The sequence below is a fragment of the Streptomyces sp. ID05-39B genome, assembly GCF_033794725.1.
Lineage (GTDB): Bacteria > Actinomycetota > Actinomycetes > Streptomycetales > Streptomycetaceae > Streptomyces > Streptomyces bobili.
This window is the reverse complement of record NZ_JARGEF010000065.1, coordinates 1-16,384: the sequence shown is the minus strand read 5'-3', so window position 1 is coordinate 16,384 and position 16,384 is coordinate 1. Positions and strand designations below refer to the sequence as shown.

Below are 16,384 nucleotides of genomic sequence, written 5' to 3'. Positions count from 1 at the left end.
GGGCGGGCGTCCCCCTCCCCGCCGTATTGACAGCGCGCTGGTCCAGACCGCACGGTGATCCGCGACACGGACACGGACACCGGATACGGCAAAGGGGCCCCTCGGATGAGTGACCGCACGCCCGCCGCGCAGTTCTTCGACGCCGCGATCGGCCTGTTGCAGCGGGTTCGCGACGAGGAGGCGGTGGCCGTCGAGGCCGCCGGTGTCCTCCTCGCCGACACCGTCGCCTCCGGCGGACGCCTCTTCGCCTTCGGCGCGGGCCACTCCTCGCTCGCCGCGCAGGACGTCGTCTACCGCGCGGGCGGCCTGGCCCTGATGAACCTGCTCGTCGTGCCGGGCGTCGTCGGCGTCGACGTCGTGCCCGCCACCCTCGGCTCCGCCCTGGAGCGCGTCGACGGTCTGGCGAGCGCCGTCCTGGGCACCTCGCCGGTGCGGGCGGGCGACGCCCTGGTGATCGTCTCGCTGTCGGGGCGCAACGCCCTCCCCGTGGAGATGGCCCTCAACGCGCGCGCCCTGGGCGTGAAGGTCATCGGCGTGACCTCGGTCGCGTACGCCACCGAGACGACGTCCCGGCATGTGTCGGGAACCTTCCTCAAGGATCACTGCGACCTCGTGCTCGACTCGAAGATCGCGGTCGGTGACGCCGAGTTGAACCTCGACACCGTCCCCGCGCCCTTCGCGCCCGCGTCCACCGTCGTCACGTCCGCCCTCCTCCAGGCGGTCATGGCCACCGCGGCCGCCTCCCTCGCCGAACGCGGCATCGAACCCCCGCTGCTGCGCTCCGGCAACATCGACGGCGGCCACGAGTGGAACGGCCGGATCATGGACGAGTACCGGGACCGGATCTTCTACCGGCGCTGAGCCGGAGGAACCGCACCGGGTCGAGGCTCACGCGCGCGTCATGCGTCGTCACCGCGCTCGGCGGAAGCGGCCGTACCCGTTGAACCGGCTGAACCGCTGCTACCGGCGGCGCCTGCCGAACCGGTGAGGCCGACGAGGTCGGCCAGATCCAGGCCCGCCGCCATCCGGACGGCCACGTCCTCGGCGTACGTCGAGTCGAACCGCTCGAAGGCGCTACGGCCCGCCGTGCGCAGGAACGTGACGACGCCCAGGGTGCGGCCGCGGCTGCGCAGGACCGCGCACAGCGCGTGCACCGTGTCCTCGGGCCACTGACGCGCGCGGGCCCACTCGCGCGCCCGGTCCGGGGCCACACTGCCCGCGGAGGCGCGCACCGAGCCGGCGCGGGCCACGCACTGGAGGGCCGGATGGCCTTCCGTGTACCCCACGGGCAGGCCGGCGTGGCCGGTGAGGACGCTGGGGCCCGGCGCGCCCGAGGGCGTGGCCGCCACCCGCACCAGACGCTGCGGGGCACCCGACTCCCCGTCGGCCCTCGGCGGACCCGCGACCCGGTCGATCACGGCATGGTCGGCGAACCCCGCGAGCGCGAAGTCGAGATGGACCGTCGCCGCCTCCGCCGGGTCCTCGCACTCGGTGGCCGCTCTCGACGCCCGGTGCAGCTGGTTCGTCCGGAACCGCAGCAGCGCCGCCTCCTGCTCGCTCTGCTTGGCCTCGGTGACGTCCTGGAACAGCCAGCCGACGCCGAGCGGCACCGGCTCCTCGGCAAGAGGCGAGGCCAGTCGCACGAACCCGCTGCGCCAGCAGCGCCGCTTCTCGCCCTCCGGGGTCCGCACGCCCACCCACATCTCGGCGGGTGCGGGCGGGGCGCCCTCGGCGAGGACATGCGTCAGTGCGTTCTCCAGCTCCTCGACGCCGCGGGTCAGCAGGTCCCCCAGCGGGCGGCCCAGGACCGCAGTACGGCCCGTGCCGAGCGCGCGGGCCGCGTGCGCGTTGACGACGGCGGGGCGCAGGTCGGCGTCTACGAGGACCACGCCCCAGGACGCATCCTCGAAGAGGGCCTCGCTGAGCGCGATGGAACGCTCCAGGTCGATCTGGGTGTGCACCTCGCTGAACGCGCAGTACAGCCCGGCGGGCTTGCCGTCGGGTCCGCGGACGGCGGCGGACTGGGTGCGTACGAGAACCCGGCCGCCGTCCTTGGTGAGCAGCGCGAACTCGTGCACCTGCCGGCCGGGTGCCCGCATGGCCGCCATCAGCCGGCCCTCGACCTCCTCGGCGTCCGCCTCGCGCACCGCCCAGCCGGCGAAGCCCGGCCTGCCGACCGCCTCCGCTGCGGTCCAGCCGAGGATGCGCTCGGCCTCGCGGTTCCAGTGCGTGACGACGCCGTCCGCGTCGAAGGCGCACAGCGCCGCGTCCATTCCGTCGAGCAGCGCGGCGAGCAGATCCGAGCCGTCCGGACCCTCCGGGCCGGGCCGCTCGGGCTCGTCCGGTCCCAGTGCGTCGGTGGTCCCACTACGGCGGGAAGCACTCACCTGGACCCCCTCAGGTTCGCTCACGTGCCCTCATTCAACTTGAACGTGACGCAGCGCACATATGGTTCCCGCAAGATTGCAGAGGAATCGTTGTACGCCGGTCCTGCCAGGCACGTACGTCCCGTACCCCGCACGGCGCGGCTAGAGCGCGGCCAGCCGCAGGTCGACCCAGACATCGCTCTCTCCGTCCAGCGTGTACCGCTCCGTCTCGGCGAACCCGCGCGCCTCGGCGAACCGCAGACCGTCCTCGTTGACGGCCAGCACGCACGTCTCCACGACGCGCGCGCCGAGCCCGCGCGCGTGGGCGAGGCAGTGGTCGTACAGGGCGGTTCCGTGCCCGCGACGGCGGTACGGCGGCAGCACGCGCGCGATGACGGTCGCCACCGCCTCCTCGCCCTCCGGGGGCCGTACCGTCGAGCAGCCGACGAGGACGTCACCGACGTAGGCGTTCTCCAGGCGGTAGCGGTCGCCTCGCGCGCGTGCCGCGTCGAGGGACATGGCGGCCGGGGGCACGATCGTGTTGTGGACGTGCCGCCACTGTTCGAGCATGGCCTCGCCGACGACCGGCGCGATACGAAGACGAAGATCGGTCACGGCCCCAGGCAACCGTGCGGCCGGGCGGGCGTCAACGGGGTTGCCGGTCCCGCTGCGCGGGGCGGCGGGCGTACACCTCGATCTCGATCCGCATCCGCGGGTCGGCCAGCCCGCACACCATCATCGTCGCCGCCGGCCGCACCTCGCCGAAGCAGCCGCGCAGCACCGGCCAGCAGGGCTCGAAGTCGGCCCGCTCGGGCAGCAGATAGCGCACCCGCACGACGTCCTCGAAGCCGCACCCGGCCTCCGTCAGGGCCGCGCCGATGTTGCGCAGACACTGCTCGGCCTGTTCGACCACGTCCTCCGAGATGGTCATCGTCGCGTAGTCGTAGCCGGTCGTCCCCGACACGTGCACCCAGTCGCCGTCGACGACGGCACGCGCGTACCCGATCTGCTCCTCGAAGGGGGAGCCGCTGAGGATGGCCCGCCGCTCGGGCACGGGGGAGGGCGTCGTGGCGGAGGGTGTCGTGGCGGAGGGTGTCGTGGCGGAGGTCGCCCTTGAGGAGGTCGCTCTGGGAGAAGTCATGCGGAGACCCTAGGCCCGGAAAAAAAGGGGTTGATCCGGCGGCGGAACGGTTCTTAAGGTGGCGGCACACGCTGAAAGGAGGTGATCCGGTAGATGTGTGATTCCCGGACTCGTGAGGTGACTGCGGGCTAGCGGCCCGCCACCACACCCCGTAGTGGGTGCCGGACCAGCGTGCGCGCGACGCACGCAGCCGGCCAGTTCCACGCAGTCACCCGACCCGCGAGTCGCCGGTAAGTCCGGCCGGCCCTCCCCGGAGGACCAGACTCGCGGGTCGCCTGCGTTCACGGACCCTGCCGCCTGAGCCGCCCCCACCATGGACTCCTGGGTGCGCGATGCGCACCACTTACGGATTTACGGGAAGGCGCTCGCCGTTTCGGCTCAGCGGGCGATGTCGTCGAAGCCCTCGATCTCGCGCGGGCCGCGGGAGCCGGGGCCGATGTAGCGGGCGGAGGGGCGGACGAGGCGTCCGGTGCGCTTCTGCTCCAGGATGTGCGCCGACCAGCCGGCCGTGCGCGCGCACGTGAACATCGACGTGAACATGTGCGCGGGGACCTCGGCGAAGTCCAGGACGATGGCCGCCCAGAACTCCACGTTGGTCGCCAGGACGCGGTCCGGGCGGCGGGCGTGGAGTTCGGCGAGGGCCGCCTTCTCCAGGGCCTCGGCGATCTCGAAGCGGGGTGCGCCCAGTTCGCGGGCGGTACGGCGCAGCACGCGCGCTCGGGGGTCCTCGGCGCGGTAGACGCGGTGGCCGAAGCCCATGAGGCGTTCGCCCCTGTCGAGGGCCTGCCTGACGTAGGCGTCGGCGTCGCCGGTGCGCTCGATCTCCTCGATCATGCCGAGAACGCGGGAGGGGGCGCCGCCGTGCAGCGGGCCGGACATGGCTCCCACGGCGCCGGAGAGGGCCGCGGCGACGTCCGCGCCGGTGGAGGCGATGACGCGGGCGGTGAACGTGGAGGCGTTCATGCCGTGCTCGGCGGCCGACGTCCAGTAGGCGTCGACGGCGGCGACGTGCTTGGGGTCGGGCTCGCCGCGCCAGCGGATCATGAAGCGTTCGACGACGGACTGTGCCTTGTCGATCTCGCTCTGCGGGACCATGGGTCGGCCCTGGCCGCGGGCGGACTGGGCGACGTACGACAGCGCCATGACGGCGGCGCGGGCGAGGTCCTCGCGGGCCTGCTCGGCGTCGATGTCGAGGAGCGGTTTGAGGCCCCAGACCGGCGCGAGCATGGCGAGCGCGGACTGGACGTCGACGCGGATGTCCCCGGAGTGGACGGGGATGGGGAAGGGCTCGGCCGGCGGCAGTCCGGGGTTGAAGGCTCCGTCGACGAGCAGGCCCCATACGTTGCCGAAGGAGACGTGGCCGACCAGGTCCTCGATGTCGACGCCCCGGTACCGGAGTGCGCCGCCCTCCTTGTCCGGTTCGGCGATCTCCGTCTCGAACGCGACGACTCCTTCGAGGCCAGGTACAAAACCGGGGTCGAGGTCGGACATCAGGCGGCTCCTCGTGATGTGTGCGACAGATGGCGCCGGTGGATCCACGGTCCGTCTCGGGGGCTCGCGGTCCTGGGCGGTCACCCCAGTGATGCCCTGAGCGGTCGGCGGTCACCCAACCGGGATGGCATCAGCACCATATCCCCGAGTGCCACCTTTGGGGAGTGGCGCGGCACTCAGTGCCACCCTCGGGTGGGGGAGGCCCCTGCTGCCGGGGGCCCGGGTGCGGCAAGATGACGGCGTGGACCACGCAGAAACCGTCTCTCCCGATCCCGCCTCCATGCGCAAGCAGTACCGGGCGGAGGGCCTCGACGAGGCCGAGCTGGCCGCCACGCCCCTGGAGCAGTTCGCGCGCTGGTTCAAGCAGGCCGCCGCGGAGGCGCACCTGTTCGAGCCGAACGCCATGGTCGTCTCCACGGCGGACGCCCAGGGACGGCCCTCCTCCCGCACGGTGCTGCTCAAGCACTTCGACGAGCAGGGCTTCGTCTTCTACACGAACTACGACTCCCGCAAGGCCCGCGACCTCGCGGAGAATCCGCACGTCTGTCTGCTGTTCCCGTGGCATCCGATGGCCCGGCAGGTCATCGTGCGGGGCGTGGCCGGGCGCACGCGGCGGGACGAGACCGCGGCGTACTTCCGGAGCCGGCCGCACGGCTCGCAGCTCGGCGCGTGGGCGAGCGTGCAGTCCGCGGTGATCGCCTCCCGTGACGACCTCGACGCCTCCTACGCCGAGCTGGCGGCCCGCTATCCGGAGGGCGAGCAGGTGCCGGTGCCGCCGCACTGGGGCGGTTTCCGGGTGGCGCCGGAGTCGGTGGAGTTCTGGCAGGGCCGGGAGAACCGGCTGCACGACCGCCTGCGGTATGTGGCGGAGGCGGACGGCGACTGGCGCGTGGAGCGGCTCAGCCCGTGAGAGGGGCGGCCCGCCGGGTCCGGTGGATCGGCCCGGTCCGGTCGATCGGCCCGGCCGGTCGCTCAGCGGCCGAGGTTCTGCTCCAGCAGGGCGGCCCACTGGGTGACGACCCGGTCGCGGCGGGGGGCGTCGTCGGTGAGCAGGTTGGCGAGGCCGAGGCCGCGGGCCATGTCGAGGAGCCCTTGGACGGTTTCGCGGACGCCGGGAGCGGACTCGTCGGCGCCGAGGAGCTCGACGGCTATGCGGTGGGTCTCGCGGCCGACGCGAGCCTCCAGCTCGGTGACGCGCGAGCGGAGCTGTTCCTCGTTGGAGGCGGCGACCCACAGGTGCAGGGCGGCCCGGAAGAGGGGGCCGGTGTAGAGGTCGACGAGGGCGGAGACGACGGCGCGCCGGTCGACGTGCCCCGCGCCCGCCGCGCCCTGGGGGAACAGGGCGCGCAGGGCGAGGGAGCGTTCCTCGGCGACGTATTCGACGGCTGCGGTGAAGAGGTCCTCGCGGGTGGGGAAGTGGTGCTGGGCGGCGCCGCGGGAGACCCCGGCCCGCTCGGCGACGACGGAGACCGTGGAGCCCGCCCAGCCGTGTTCGGCGAGGCAGGCCACGGCGGCTTCCAGGAGCCGCTGCCGGGTGGCCCGGCTGCGGTCCTGCTTGGGGGCGCGGTCGCGGTCGACCGGGCTCACAACACCCATGCGGGTTCCCGTCGTTCGAGAAATGCCGTCATTCCCTCGCGGGCCTGCGGAGAGGCGAACAGTTCGGCGGAGAGCGCGGTGAGGTCGGCCGCGTCCCGCTCGAACGCCTCCAGCACCCTAACCGTGAGCAGTCGCTTCGTCTCCGCCAGGCCTTGCGGCGCGGCCTTGCGCAGACCGTCCAGCACGGGGGCGAGTACGGCGTCGACGTCGTCGGCGGTCGCGGTGAGCAGGCCGATACGGGCCGCCTCGGGGGCGTCGAAGCGTTCGCCGGTGAGGTAGTAGCGGGCCAGGGCGCGGGGGTCGGTGCGCGGGAGGAGCGGCAGGGAGATGACCGCCGGGGCCACGCCGATGCGCACCTCGGTGAAGGCGAACGTCGACGTGGTGGAGGCGGCGGTGATGTCGCAGGCGGCGAGGAGACCGAGGCCGCCGGCGCGGACGTGTCCGGTGACGCGGGCGACGACCGGTCTGGGCAGTTCGACGAGCTGCCGCAGCAGGGCGACGAAGGCGTCCGGGGCGGGAGGGTCGCGCAGGTCGGCGCCGGCGCAGAAGGTGCCGCCGCTGTGGGTGAGGACGACCGCGCGGACGTCGGGGTCCTCGGCGCAGTCGGTGAGCGCGTCGGCGAGTTCGGCGAGGAGGGCGGCCGAGAGGGCGTTGCGTGTCCCGGTGGCGTCGAGGCTGAGCGTCTCGACGCCACGGTCACGGGTGCGGCCGATCAGTGAGGTCATGGACGCTGCTCCCGCTGTCTGTGTGCCGGGCCCGTCTTGCGGCGCGGTCATGGGCGGTCCCTCAGTTCGCGGCGCAGTATCTTCCCGGAGGCCGCGCGCGGGACGGTGTCGATGAAGGTGACGAGGCGGACGCGTTTGTACGGTGCGACGCGTTCGGCGACGTACATCGCGACCTCTCCCTCGGCGAGGTCGGGGGCGGTCGGCTGGCGGACCACGTAGGCGTGCGGCACCTCGTTGCCGTCGTCGTTGTACTCGCCGATGACGGCGGCGTCGGCGATGCCGGGGTGGGTGAGCAGCAGGGCCTCCAGTTCGGCGGGGGCCACCTGGAAGCCCTTGTACTTGATGAGTTCCTTGACCCGGTCGACGACGAACAACCAGCCCCCGCCGTCGACGCGGCCGATGTCGCCGGTGTGCAGCCAGCCGTCGCCGTCGATCATGGCGGCGGTGGCGTCGGGGCGGCCCAGGTAGCCCTTCATGACCTGGGGGCCGCGGATGAGGATCTCGCCCGTTTCGCCGACACCGAGGTCCTTGTCGGGGTCGTCGAGGGAGACGATGCGCATCTCGGTGCCGGCGATCAGCTTGCCGACGGTGCCGGCGGGGGCCTCCCGCATGGCGTCGAGGGGGACGACGTGGGTGCCGGGCGACAGTTCCGTCATGCCGTAGGCCTGGCCGACGGGCGGCAGGTTCAGGCGGGCGGAGCAGGCGGCGGCGAGGCCGGCGTCCAGGGGTGCGGCGGCGCTGATGACGTACCGCAGGGACGACAGGTCGTACTGGGCGACCGCCGGGTGTTTGGCGAGGGCGAGGACGATCGGCGGGGCCACGTACAGGCCGGTGATGCGGTGGTTCTGGATGGCGGCGAGGAACGTCTCAAGGTCGAAGCGGGGCAGCACGACGACGGTGGCGCCCCTGCGCAGCGGCGCGTTCATGAGAGCGGTGAGGCCGTAGATGTGGAAGAAGGGGAGTACGGCGAGGATGCGGTCGCCGGGGCCCGCCGTGATCGCCGGTTCGAGCTGGGCGAGGTTGGTGGCGATCTGCCGGTGGGTGAGCATCACGCCCTTGGGGACGCCGGTGGTGCCCGAGGAGTAGGGCAGGGCGGCGACGTCCTCGGCGGGGTCGAGGGCGATCTGCGGCTCGGGGGCGGCGCAGGCGAGCATGTCGATGAGCGAGCGGTGTCCGGAGGCGCTGTCACAGACGAAGATCTCCTCGACGCCACCCGCCAGTTCGGCGGCCCGGCGGGCCGTCTCCAGCAGCGGGGAGACGGTGACGATCCAGCGGGCGGCCGAGTCGCCGAGCTGCTTGGCGAACTCCTCGGCGGTGGCGAGCGGGTGCACGGTGGTGACGGTGGCCCCGGCGCGCGTGGCGGCGTAGAACGCGGTGGGGAAGGCCACGGTGTTGGGGCTGTGCAGGGCGAGGACGTCGCCCTTGCGGACGCCGGCCTCGGCGAGGGCGGCGGCGATCCGCCGGTGGAACCGGTCCACCTGCTCGTAGGTGAGGGTGGTGCCGTCGGTGCCGTCGACGAGGGCGGGCAGGTCGCCGAACTCGGCGGCGTGCCCCAGCACGGCGTCGTGGATGGGGAGGTCTACGGGCGGGACGTCTGCGTACTCGCTGCGGAACACGGTTCCTCCTCGCCGGCCGGCTGGTGACCGGTCGGTCAGTACGACTTGGGCAGGCCCAGGGTCTGGTGGGAGACGTAGTTGAGAATCATCTCCCGGCTCACCGGGGCGATACGAGCCACGCGCGAGGCCGTTATCAGCGAGGCGAGGCCGAACTCTCGCGTGAGGCCGTTGCCGCCGAGGGTGTGCACCGCCTGGTCGACGGCCTTCACGCAGGCCTCGCCGGCCGCGTACTTCGCCATGTTGGCGGCCTCGCCCGCGCCGGCGTCGTCCCCCGCGTCGTACAGATGGGCCGCCTTCTGCATCATCAGGCGGGCCAGTTCGAGGTCGATGTGGGCCTGGGCGAGGGGGTGGGCGATGGCCTGGTGGGCGCCGATGGGGGTGTTCCAGACAGTGCGCTCACGGGCGTAGGCGATCGCCTTGCCGAGGGCGTGGCGGCCCATGCCGATCGCGAAGGCGGCCGTCATGATGCGCTCCGGGTTGAGACCGGCGAACAGCTGGAGCAGCCCCGCGTCCTCGTCGCCGACGAGCGCCTCGGCGGGCAGCCGTACATCGTCCAGGACCAGCTCGAACTGCTTCTCCACGGCCTGCAGTTCCATGTCGATGGGCCGCCGGGTGAAGCCGGGGGCGTCGCGCGGGACGATGAACAGGCAGGGCTTGAGGCGGCCCGTGCGGGAGTCCTCGGTGCGGCCGACGATGAGGGTGGCGTCGGCGATGTCCACACCGGAGACGAACACCTTGCGGCCGGTCAGCAGCCAGTCGCCGCTCGCCTCGTCGCGGCGGGCGGTGGTGGTGATGCGGTGGCTGTTGGAGCCGGCGTCGGGCTCGGTGATGCCGAAGGCCATCAGGCGGGAGCCGTCGGCGAGGGCGGGGAGCCACTCCCGCTTCTGGGCGTCCGTGCCGAAGCGGGCGATCACCGTGCCGCAGATGGCCGGGGAGACGATCATCATCAGCAGCGGGGATCCCGCCGTGCCGAGCTCTTCGAGGACGAGGGAGAGTTCGGCGATGCCGCCGCCTCCGCCGCCGTACTCCTCGGGGAGGTTGACGCCGATGTAGCCGAGCTTGGCGGCCTCCCGCCAGAGGTCTCCGCTGGTGGAGGCGTGGTGGTTCCTGGCGAAGTCGGATACCGCTGCCCGCAGGGCTGTGTGCTCTTCGGACTCGATGAGGGTGGTCATGGTGGCTCCTTGGCTCCTTCGCGTGCGGCTCGTCCGTGACTGGTCGTGCGGTTGCCCTGCTGCCCTAGAGGCTTTGCACCACCGCCAGTAGTGCGTTGACCTCCACCTGCTGTCCCGTCGTCACCGGCAGCGCCGTCAGCGTCCCCGCCGCCGGTGCCGAGATGACGTGTTGCATCTTCATCGCTTCGAGCCACACGATCGGTTCACCCGCCCGGACACTCGATCCGGTGACAAGGCCGTCCGCGATCTTGACGACCGTGCCGGGCATCGGAGCCAGCAGGGAGCCGGGGGCGCGCTGGTCCTCGGGCTCGGGGAAGCGGGACAGGGCGGTGAGGGTGGTGCCGTTCACGTGGACCCGGTCGCCGTAGCGGGCCACCCGGAACCTGCGCCGGACGCCGTCCGCCTCCAGGACGACGAGTGCCGCGCCGGCATGGACGACGTGGACGCCATGCACACCGTCCACCGTGAGGCCGGTCCGGGTGTGGTGGTAGCGGACCTCGTGTTCCTCGCCCGCCAGGAGATAGCGGCGGGTCTGCGGCTGGGAGGGCAGGTTGCGCCAGCCGCCGAAGCGGGAGCGGCCGTGGGCCTCGGCGAGGGCCGCAGCCAGCGGGGCGTACGGGTCGGGGTCCGGTGCGGTCAGGGCCGTGAGGTGGCGGTCGTAGAAGCCGGTGTCCATGCGGGCGGAGGTGAACTCCTCGTGCCGCAGGGAGGCGACGAGGAGGTCGCGGTTGGTGACCGGGCCGTGAATCGTCGCCTTCTCCAGGGCGCCCGCGAGGGTACGGACGGCCTCCGCGCGCGTGGGGGCGTGGGCGACGACCTTGGCGAGCATGGGGTCGTAGTGGACGCCGATGGTGTCGCCGTCGCCGAAGCCGGTGTCGAGGCGGACGCCGTCGGGGACGGCGAGGCGGTGCAGGGTGCCGGTCCCCGGGGTCCAGTCGGCCGCCGGGTCCTCGGCGTAGAGGCGGGCCTCGACGGCGTGCCCACGCGCGCGTGGCGGCTCGGCGGCGAGGGCGTGGCCCTCCGCGACGCGGATCTGCTCGGCCACCAGGTCGAGGCCGAAGACGGCTTCCGTCACGGGGTGTTCGACCTGGAGGCGGGTGTTCATCTCCAGGAAGTGGGCGCGGCCGTCGGCGACGAGGAACTCGACGGTTCCGGCGCCGGTGTAGTCCACGGCGCGTGCGGCCCGTACGGCCGTCGCGCACAGTTCGTCGGCGAGTTCGCCGGAGAGTCCGGGCGCCGGGGCCTCCTCGACGACCTTCTGGTGGCGGCGCTGGAGGGAGCAGTCGCGGGTGCCGAGCGCCCAGACCGTGCCGTGGGTGTCGGCGAGGATCTGCACCTCGACGTGGCGGCCGTTCTCCAGATAGGGCTCGACGAAGACCTCGCCGTCGCCGAAGGCGCTCGCGGCCTCGGCGCGCGCGCCCTCCAGGGCGGGTTTCAGCTCGGCGAGGCGGCGTACGACGCGCATGCCGCGTCCGCCGCCGCCCGCGGCGGCCTTGACCAGCACGGGCAGGTCGGACTCGGTCACCTCGTCGGCCTTCAGGGGGGCGAGCCCCATGAGCGCCTTCGCGCGCGTCTTGGACGCCATGGTCTCGATCGCCTCGGGCGGCGGCCCGATCCAGAGGAGACCGGCGTCCTGGACGGCGCGCGCGAAGCCGGCGTTCTCGGAGAGGAAGCCGTAGCCGGGGTGCACGGCGTCCGCGCCCGCCGCGACGGCGGCCTTCACGATCAGGTCGGCCCGCAGATACGTCTCCGCGGGCGTGGCGCCCGGCAGCCGTACGGCCGTGTCGGCCACGCGCGCGTGCAGCGCGTTCTCGTCGGCGTCCGAGTGCACGGCGACCGTCCGGATTCCGGACGCACGGCAGGTGCGGAAGATTCGGCAGGCGATCTCGCCCCGGTTGGCGACGAGCACAGAAGTGACGGAAGTGACGGGAGTAATGGAAGGGAGGGAAGGGGTGGAAGTGGTCACTGGAAGGTTCCTCACATCCGGAAGACGCCGAAGCCGCCCCGCGCGCCCTCGTAGGGGGCGGTGTGGACGGCGGACAGGCACAGGCCGAGAACGGTGCGGGTGTCGCGCGGGTCGATGACACCGTCGTCGTACAGCCGCCCGGACAGGAACATGGGCAGCGACTCGGACTCGATCTGCTGCTCGACCATGGCGCGCAGGGCGGCGTCGCCCTCCTCGTCGTAGGGCAGGCCCTTCGCGGCGGCCGACTGGCGGGCGACGATGGAGAGCACCCCGGCGAGCTGCTGCGGGCCCATCACGGCCGATTTGGCGCTGGGCCAGGCGAACAGGAAGCGGGGGTCGTAGGCGCGCCCGCACATGCCGTAGTGGCCGGCGCCGTAGGAGGCGCCCATGAGGACGGAGAGGTGGGGGACCCTCGAGTTGGAGACCGCGTTGATCATCATCGCGCCGTGCTTGATGATGCCGCCCTGCTCGTACTCCTTGCCGACCATGTAGCCGGTGGTGTTGTGCAGGAAGACGAGCGGGATGTCGCGCTGGTTGGCGAGCTGGATGAACTGGGCGGCCTTCTGGGACTCGGCGCTGAACAGCACGCCCTGGGCGTTGGCGAGGATGCCCACCGGGTAGCCGTGCAGGCTCGCCCAGCCGGTGACGAGGCTCGTCCCGTAGAGCGGCTTGAACTCGTCGAAGTCGGAGGCGTCGACGATCCGGGCGATCACCTCGCGCGGGTCGAACGGCACCTTGAGGTCGCCGGGGACGATCCCGAGGAGTTCCTCCGGGTCGTACCTGGGCGGCTCGGCCGGTCCGGGATCGCCGTACGCCTTGCGGTGGTTGAGGCGGGCTACGACCCGCCGGGCCTGGCGCAGGGCGTCCTGTTCGTCGACGGCGAAGTAGTCGGCGAGGCCGGACACGCGCGCGTGCATCTCCGCGCCGCCCAGTGACTCGTCGTCGCTCTCCTCGCCGGTCGCCATCTTCACCAGCGGCGGCCCGCCGAGGAACACCTTCGCCCGCTCCTTGACCATGATCACGTGGTCGGACATGCCGGGGACGTACGCGCCCCCGGCCGTGGAGTTGCCGAAGACGACGGCGACGGTCGGGATGCCGGCCGCGGACAGCCGGGTCAGGTCCCGGAAGATCGCGCCGCCGGGGATGAAGATCTCCTTCTGCGACGGCAGGTCGGCGCCGCCGGACTCCACCAGGCTGATGCAGGGCAGCCGGTTGGCGAGCGCGATGTCGTTGGCGCGCAGGGCCTTCTTCAGCGACCACGGGTTGCTGGCGCCGCCGCGCACGGTGGGGTCGTTGGCGGTGATCAGGCACTCGACGCCCTCGACGACGCCGATGCCGGTGACGAGGGAGGCGCCGACCGCGTAGTCGCTGCCCCAGGCCGCCAGCGGCGACAGTTCCAGGAACGGGGTGTCAGGGTCGAGGAGCAGCTCGATGCGCTCGCGGGCGAGCAGCTTGCCGCGCCCCCGGTGCCGGGCGACGTACTTCTCGCCGCCGCCCGCCAGCGCCTTCGCGTGCTCGGCGTCGAGGTCGGCGAGCTTGGCGAGCATGCTGTCGCGGTGGGCTCGGTGATCGGGGCCGTGGGGGTCCAGCGCCGACGACAGGACGGTCACAGCAGGTCCTCCGGGATGTCCAGGTGGCGGGAGCGCAGCCATTCGCCGAGCGCCTTGGCCTGCGGGTCGAAGCGGTGCTGGGAGGCGACGCCGGCGCCGAGGAGTCCCTCGACGACGAAGTTCAGGGCGCGCAGCCGGGGCAGGACGTGCCGGGTGACGCGCAACCCGCCGCTCTCCGGGATCAGTTCACGGAACCGGTCGACGGTCAGGGTGTGGGCGAGCCACCTCCATGCCACCTCCGACCGCACCCACACGCCCACGTTGGCGTCCCCGCCCTTGTCACCGCTGCGGGCCCCGGCGACGAGCCCGAGGGGCGCCCGCCGCACAGGCCCGGCCGGCAGCGCCTCGGGCAGCGGCGGCTGCGGTACGTCGTCCAGGCCGTCCAGGCCCCCCAGGCCCTCCACGTCGTCCGGGCCGAGGGTGTCGGCAGCCGGGGGTACGGGGACGCGGCGGCCGTCGGCGAGGACGGCCACGTGGTCCACCTCCCCCTGCGGGACGTACGCGGCCTCGAACACCCCGTAGGGGGCGCCCTTGCCGGGCGGCGCGAGCACGTGGAAGCCGGGATAGCTGGCCAGCGCCAGCTCCACGGCCGCGCCGCTCAGCGCCCGCCCGACGACGGCCTGTTCAGGATCACGGACGACGAGCCGCAGCAGCGCGCTCGCCGTCTCCTGGGTCCCGGCATCGGCGCGGTCGGTGCGGACCAGGTCCCAGCGGACCTCCTGCGGCGCCGACTTGCCGAAAGCCTCCGCCATCTGCCCGCGCACCAGATCCGCCTTGGCCTCGATGTCGAGGCCGGTCAGCACGAAGACGACCTCGTTGCGGAATCCGCCGATCCGCGTGCGGCCCACCTTGAGGTCCGGCGGCGGCGCCTCGCCCCGCACTCCGTCGATCCGGACGCGGTCGGGGCCGTCCTGGGTGAGCCGTACGGTGTCCAGCCGGGCGGTGACGTCCGGTCCCGCGTACCGGGCGCCGCCCGTCTCGTACAGCAGCTGGGCGGTGACCGTGCCGACGTCGACGAAGCCGCCCGTGCCCGGATGCTTGGTGATGACGCTGCTGCCGTCGGCGTGCAGCTCGGCGAGGGGGAAGCCGGGCCTGCGGATGTCGCCCTCCCCGAAGAAGGCGTAGTTGCCGCCGGTGGCCTGCGTCCCGCACTCCAGGACGTGCCCGGCGACGACGGCTCCCGCGAGCCGGTCGTACTCGGTGGGCCCCCAGCCGAAGTGGGCGGCGGCGGGCCCGGTGACCAGGGCCGCGTCCGTCACCCGCCCGGTCACCACGACGGCCGCGCCCTCGCGCAGACAGGCCGCGATGCCGAACCCGCCGAGGTAGGCGTGCGCGGTGAGGCTGCCGGGGTACCGGGGCCCGAGGTCGTCACCCTCGACGTGCGCGACCCGTACGGGGATGCCGAGCCGGTCCGCCAACGCCCGTACGGCGTCGGCGAGTCCGGCCGGGTTGAGGCCGCCGGCGTTGGTGACGATCCTGACCCCGCGTTCGTGGGCGAGGCCGAGGGTCTCCTCCAGCTGGCGCAGGAAGGTGCGGGCGTATCCGGCGGAGGGGTCCTTCAGGCGGTCCCGGCCGAGGATCAGCATGGTCAGCTCGGCGAGGTAGTCGCCGGTGAGGACGTCGAGTTCACCGCCGGTGAGCATCTCGCGCATGGCGTCGAAGCGGTCGCCGTAGAAGCCGGAGGCGTTGCCGACGCGCAGAGGCCTCACCCGCCGTCCCCTTTCGGCGGGCGGCCGGCTCCCGGGGGCCCGGCGAAGGCCTGGGCGATGTCCAGCCAGCGGTCGGCGTCGGGGCCCTCGGCGTGCAGCGCGAGGTCGGTGCGGTGGGCCCGCTGGGTGACCAGCAGGCAGAAGTCGAACGCGGGGCCGGTGACGCGCTGGGGGGCGTCCTCGGGGCCGTAGGTCCACAACTCGCCGGAGGGGCCGCCGAGTTCGACCCGTACGGGGCCGGCGGGGGCGGGAAGCCCGTGCACGCCGAAGGAGAAGTCGCGGGTGCGGACGCCGAGGCGGGCGATGTGCCGGATGCGGTCGGTGGGGGCGCGGGTGACGCCGAGGGCCTCGGCCACGTCCAGGCCGTGGGCCCAGGTCTCCATGAGGCGGGCGGTGGCGAGCGAGGCGGCCGCCATCGGGGGGCCGTACCAGGGGAAACGGGCGCCGGGCGGGGCCTTGCGCAGCGCCTCGTCGAGGGCGGCACGGCCTTCGCGCCAGCGGGTCAGCAGCTCGGCGGGCGGGAGTGCGGCGGCTTCCTCCGCGCCCTGGTCGACGAAGGAGCCGGGGGCGGCGAGGGCCTGTTCGACCAGGGTTCCGAACCCGTCCTCGTCGGTGACGGCGACGAGAGCCGAGCGGTCGGTCCAGGCGAGATGGGCGATCTGGTGGGCGACGGTCCAGCCGGGGGCGGGGGTGGGAAGGCCCCAGCGATCCGGACTCGCCCCGGCCACCAGCCGGTCGAGTTCGTCGCTTTCGGCACGCAGGTCGTCGAGCACGGGCGTCGGGTCGGCCATGGGGAGGAGCATGGCAGCGAGCCAATAAACAAGCAAGCATGCTTGCATTATTTACGGGACGGAAGGTGAACGGAGGCGGAGGTCGGCCTGCGGACGATTGGCAGATCCAGGCCGGCGACACGCCGGAGAACCTGCCAGTCAGCGCCGACCCCAACAGCCGACAGAGCCGGCTCCCGCCCGATCCGCACCCCCTACCCACCC

At 73.0% G+C, this 16,384-nt stretch carries 14 protein-coding genes; 2 read left to right on the top strand and 12 right to left on the bottom strand.

The features are described from left to right. The first annotated feature begins 105 nt into the window (after window positions 1-105). Window positions 106-861 carry an SIS domain-containing protein gene (locus tag P1P75_RS16660; RefSeq protein WP_319255951.1) on the top strand — a complete coding sequence of 252 codons (756 nt, stop codon included), beginning with the start codon at window positions 106-108 and terminating at the stop codon, window positions 859-861. 38 nt (window positions 862-899) lie between these two features. Here the strand turns inward: P1P75_RS16660 and P1P75_RS16655 are convergent, their stop codons facing one another. The 4 genes from P1P75_RS16655 to P1P75_RS16640 form a co-directional block, all read right to left on the bottom strand. Next, the gene (locus P1P75_RS16655) at window positions 900-2,387 is read right to left on the bottom strand and encodes a PAS domain-containing protein (protein WP_319255989.1); all 1,488 of its coding nucleotides are present in this window, start codon (window positions 2,385-2,387) and stop codon (window positions 900-902) included. Window positions 2,388-2,528: 141 nt separating this feature from the next. Continuing rightward, a complete protein-coding gene (locus P1P75_RS16650) occupies window positions 2,529-2,981 on the bottom strand; it encodes a GNAT family N-acetyltransferase (RefSeq protein ID WP_319255949.1) in 453 nt (150 codons plus the stop codon). A 31-nt stretch (window positions 2,982-3,012) separates the two neighbouring features. Continuing rightward, on the bottom strand, window positions 3,013-3,420 hold the full coding sequence (locus tag P1P75_RS16645; protein ID WP_319255987.1) for a RidA family protein: 408 nt from the start codon (window positions 3,418-3,420) through the stop codon (window positions 3,013-3,015). A gap of 465 nt (window positions 3,421-3,885) precedes the next feature. Then, a complete protein-coding gene (locus tag P1P75_RS16640) occupies window positions 3,886-4,998 on the bottom strand; it encodes a citrate synthase 2 (protein WP_319255947.1) in 1,113 nt (370 codons plus the stop codon). Between the two features lie 280 nt (window positions 4,999-5,278). On the opposite strand from P1P75_RS16640, the gene pdxH reads away from it, so the two are divergent. After that, the gene (pdxH, locus tag P1P75_RS16635) at window positions 5,279-5,908 is read left to right on the top strand and encodes a pyridoxamine 5'-phosphate oxidase (protein ID WP_319255986.1); all 630 of its coding nucleotides are present in this window, start codon (window positions 5,279-5,281) and stop codon (window positions 5,906-5,908) included. Window positions 5,909-5,970: 62 nt separating this feature from the next. Here the strand turns inward: pdxH and P1P75_RS16630 are convergent, their stop codons facing one another. The 8 genes from P1P75_RS16630 to P1P75_RS16595 all read right to left on the bottom strand — a co-directional run bounded on the left by P1P75_RS16630 (window position 5,971) and on the right by P1P75_RS16595 (window position 16,183). Further along, entirely contained in the window at window positions 5,971-6,594 is a 624-nt protein-coding gene (locus P1P75_RS16630; RefSeq protein WP_319255944.1) for a TetR/AcrR family transcriptional regulator, read from the bottom strand. Then, window positions 6,582-7,319: an enoyl-CoA hydratase family protein gene (locus tag P1P75_RS16625; RefSeq protein ID WP_319255942.1), complete on the bottom strand. Its 738-nt coding sequence runs from the start codon at window positions 7,317-7,319 to the stop codon at window positions 6,582-6,584. The genes P1P75_RS16630 and P1P75_RS16625 overlap by 13 nt, the downstream gene beginning before the upstream one ends. A 47-nt stretch (window positions 7,320-7,366) precedes the next feature. After that, window positions 7,367-8,935 (bottom strand): 4-coumarate--CoA ligase family protein, encoded by a 1,569-nt coding sequence (locus P1P75_RS16620; RefSeq protein WP_319255940.1) that lies wholly within the window; start codon window positions 8,933-8,935, stop codon window positions 7,367-7,369. A gap of 35 nt (window positions 8,936-8,970) precedes the next feature. Beyond that, window positions 8,971-10,107 carry an acyl-CoA dehydrogenase gene (locus P1P75_RS16615; protein WP_319255938.1) on the bottom strand — a complete coding sequence of 379 codons (1,137 nt, stop codon included), beginning with the start codon at window positions 10,105-10,107 and terminating at the stop codon, window positions 8,971-8,973. A 64-nt stretch (window positions 10,108-10,171) separates the two neighbouring features. Then, window positions 10,172-12,016 carry a biotin carboxylase N-terminal domain-containing protein gene (locus P1P75_RS16610; RefSeq protein WP_319255936.1) on the bottom strand — a complete coding sequence of 615 codons (1,845 nt, stop codon included), beginning with the start codon at window positions 12,014-12,016 and terminating at the stop codon, window positions 10,172-10,174. A gap of 68 nt (window positions 12,017-12,084) precedes the next feature. Next, entirely contained in the window at window positions 12,085-13,683 is a 1,599-nt protein-coding gene (locus P1P75_RS16605; protein WP_319255934.1) for a carboxyl transferase domain-containing protein, read from the bottom strand. Continuing rightward, window positions 13,680-15,392: an acyclic terpene utilization AtuA family protein gene (locus P1P75_RS16600; RefSeq protein ID WP_319255932.1), complete on the bottom strand. Its 1,713-nt coding sequence runs from the start codon at window positions 15,390-15,392 to the stop codon at window positions 13,680-13,682. The genes P1P75_RS16605 and P1P75_RS16600 overlap by 4 nt, the downstream gene beginning before the upstream one ends. Beyond that, window positions 15,389-16,183, bottom strand: coding sequence for a TIGR03084 family metal-binding protein (locus P1P75_RS16595; RefSeq protein WP_319255930.1), 795 nt, complete (start codon window positions 16,181-16,183; stop codon window positions 15,389-15,391). The genes P1P75_RS16600 and P1P75_RS16595 overlap by 4 nt, the downstream gene beginning before the upstream one ends. Window positions 16,184-16,384 lie beyond the last annotated feature (201 nt).

What these genes read in the sequence shown, in the direction of transcription:
- P1P75_RS16595 (WP_319255930.1), bottom strand. Translation starts at nt 16,183, where the DNA reads ATGGCCGACCCGACGCCCGTGCTCGACGACCTGCGTGCCGAAAGCGAC.
- P1P75_RS16625 (WP_319255942.1), bottom strand. Translation starts at nt 7,319, where the DNA reads ATGACCTCACTGATCGGCCGCACCCGTGACCGTGGCGTCGAGACGCTC.
- P1P75_RS16630 (WP_319255944.1), bottom strand. Translation starts at nt 6,594, where the DNA reads ATGGGTGTTGTGAGCCCGGTCGACCGCGACCGCGCCCCCAAGCAGGAC.
- P1P75_RS16615 (WP_319255938.1), bottom strand. Translation starts at nt 10,107, where the DNA reads ATGACCACCCTCATCGAGTCCGAAGAGCACACAGCCCTGCGGGCAGCG.
- P1P75_RS16640 (WP_319255947.1), bottom strand. Translation starts at nt 4,998, where the DNA reads ATGTCCGACCTCGACCCCGGTTTTGTACCTGGCCTCGAAGGAGTCGTC.
- pdxH (WP_319255986.1), top strand. Translation starts at nt 5,279, where the DNA reads ATGCGCAAGCAGTACCGGGCGGAGGGCCTCGACGAGGCCGAGCTGGCC.
- P1P75_RS16660 (WP_319255951.1), top strand. Translation starts at nt 106, where the DNA reads ATGAGTGACCGCACGCCCGCCGCGCAGTTCTTCGACGCCGCGATCGGC.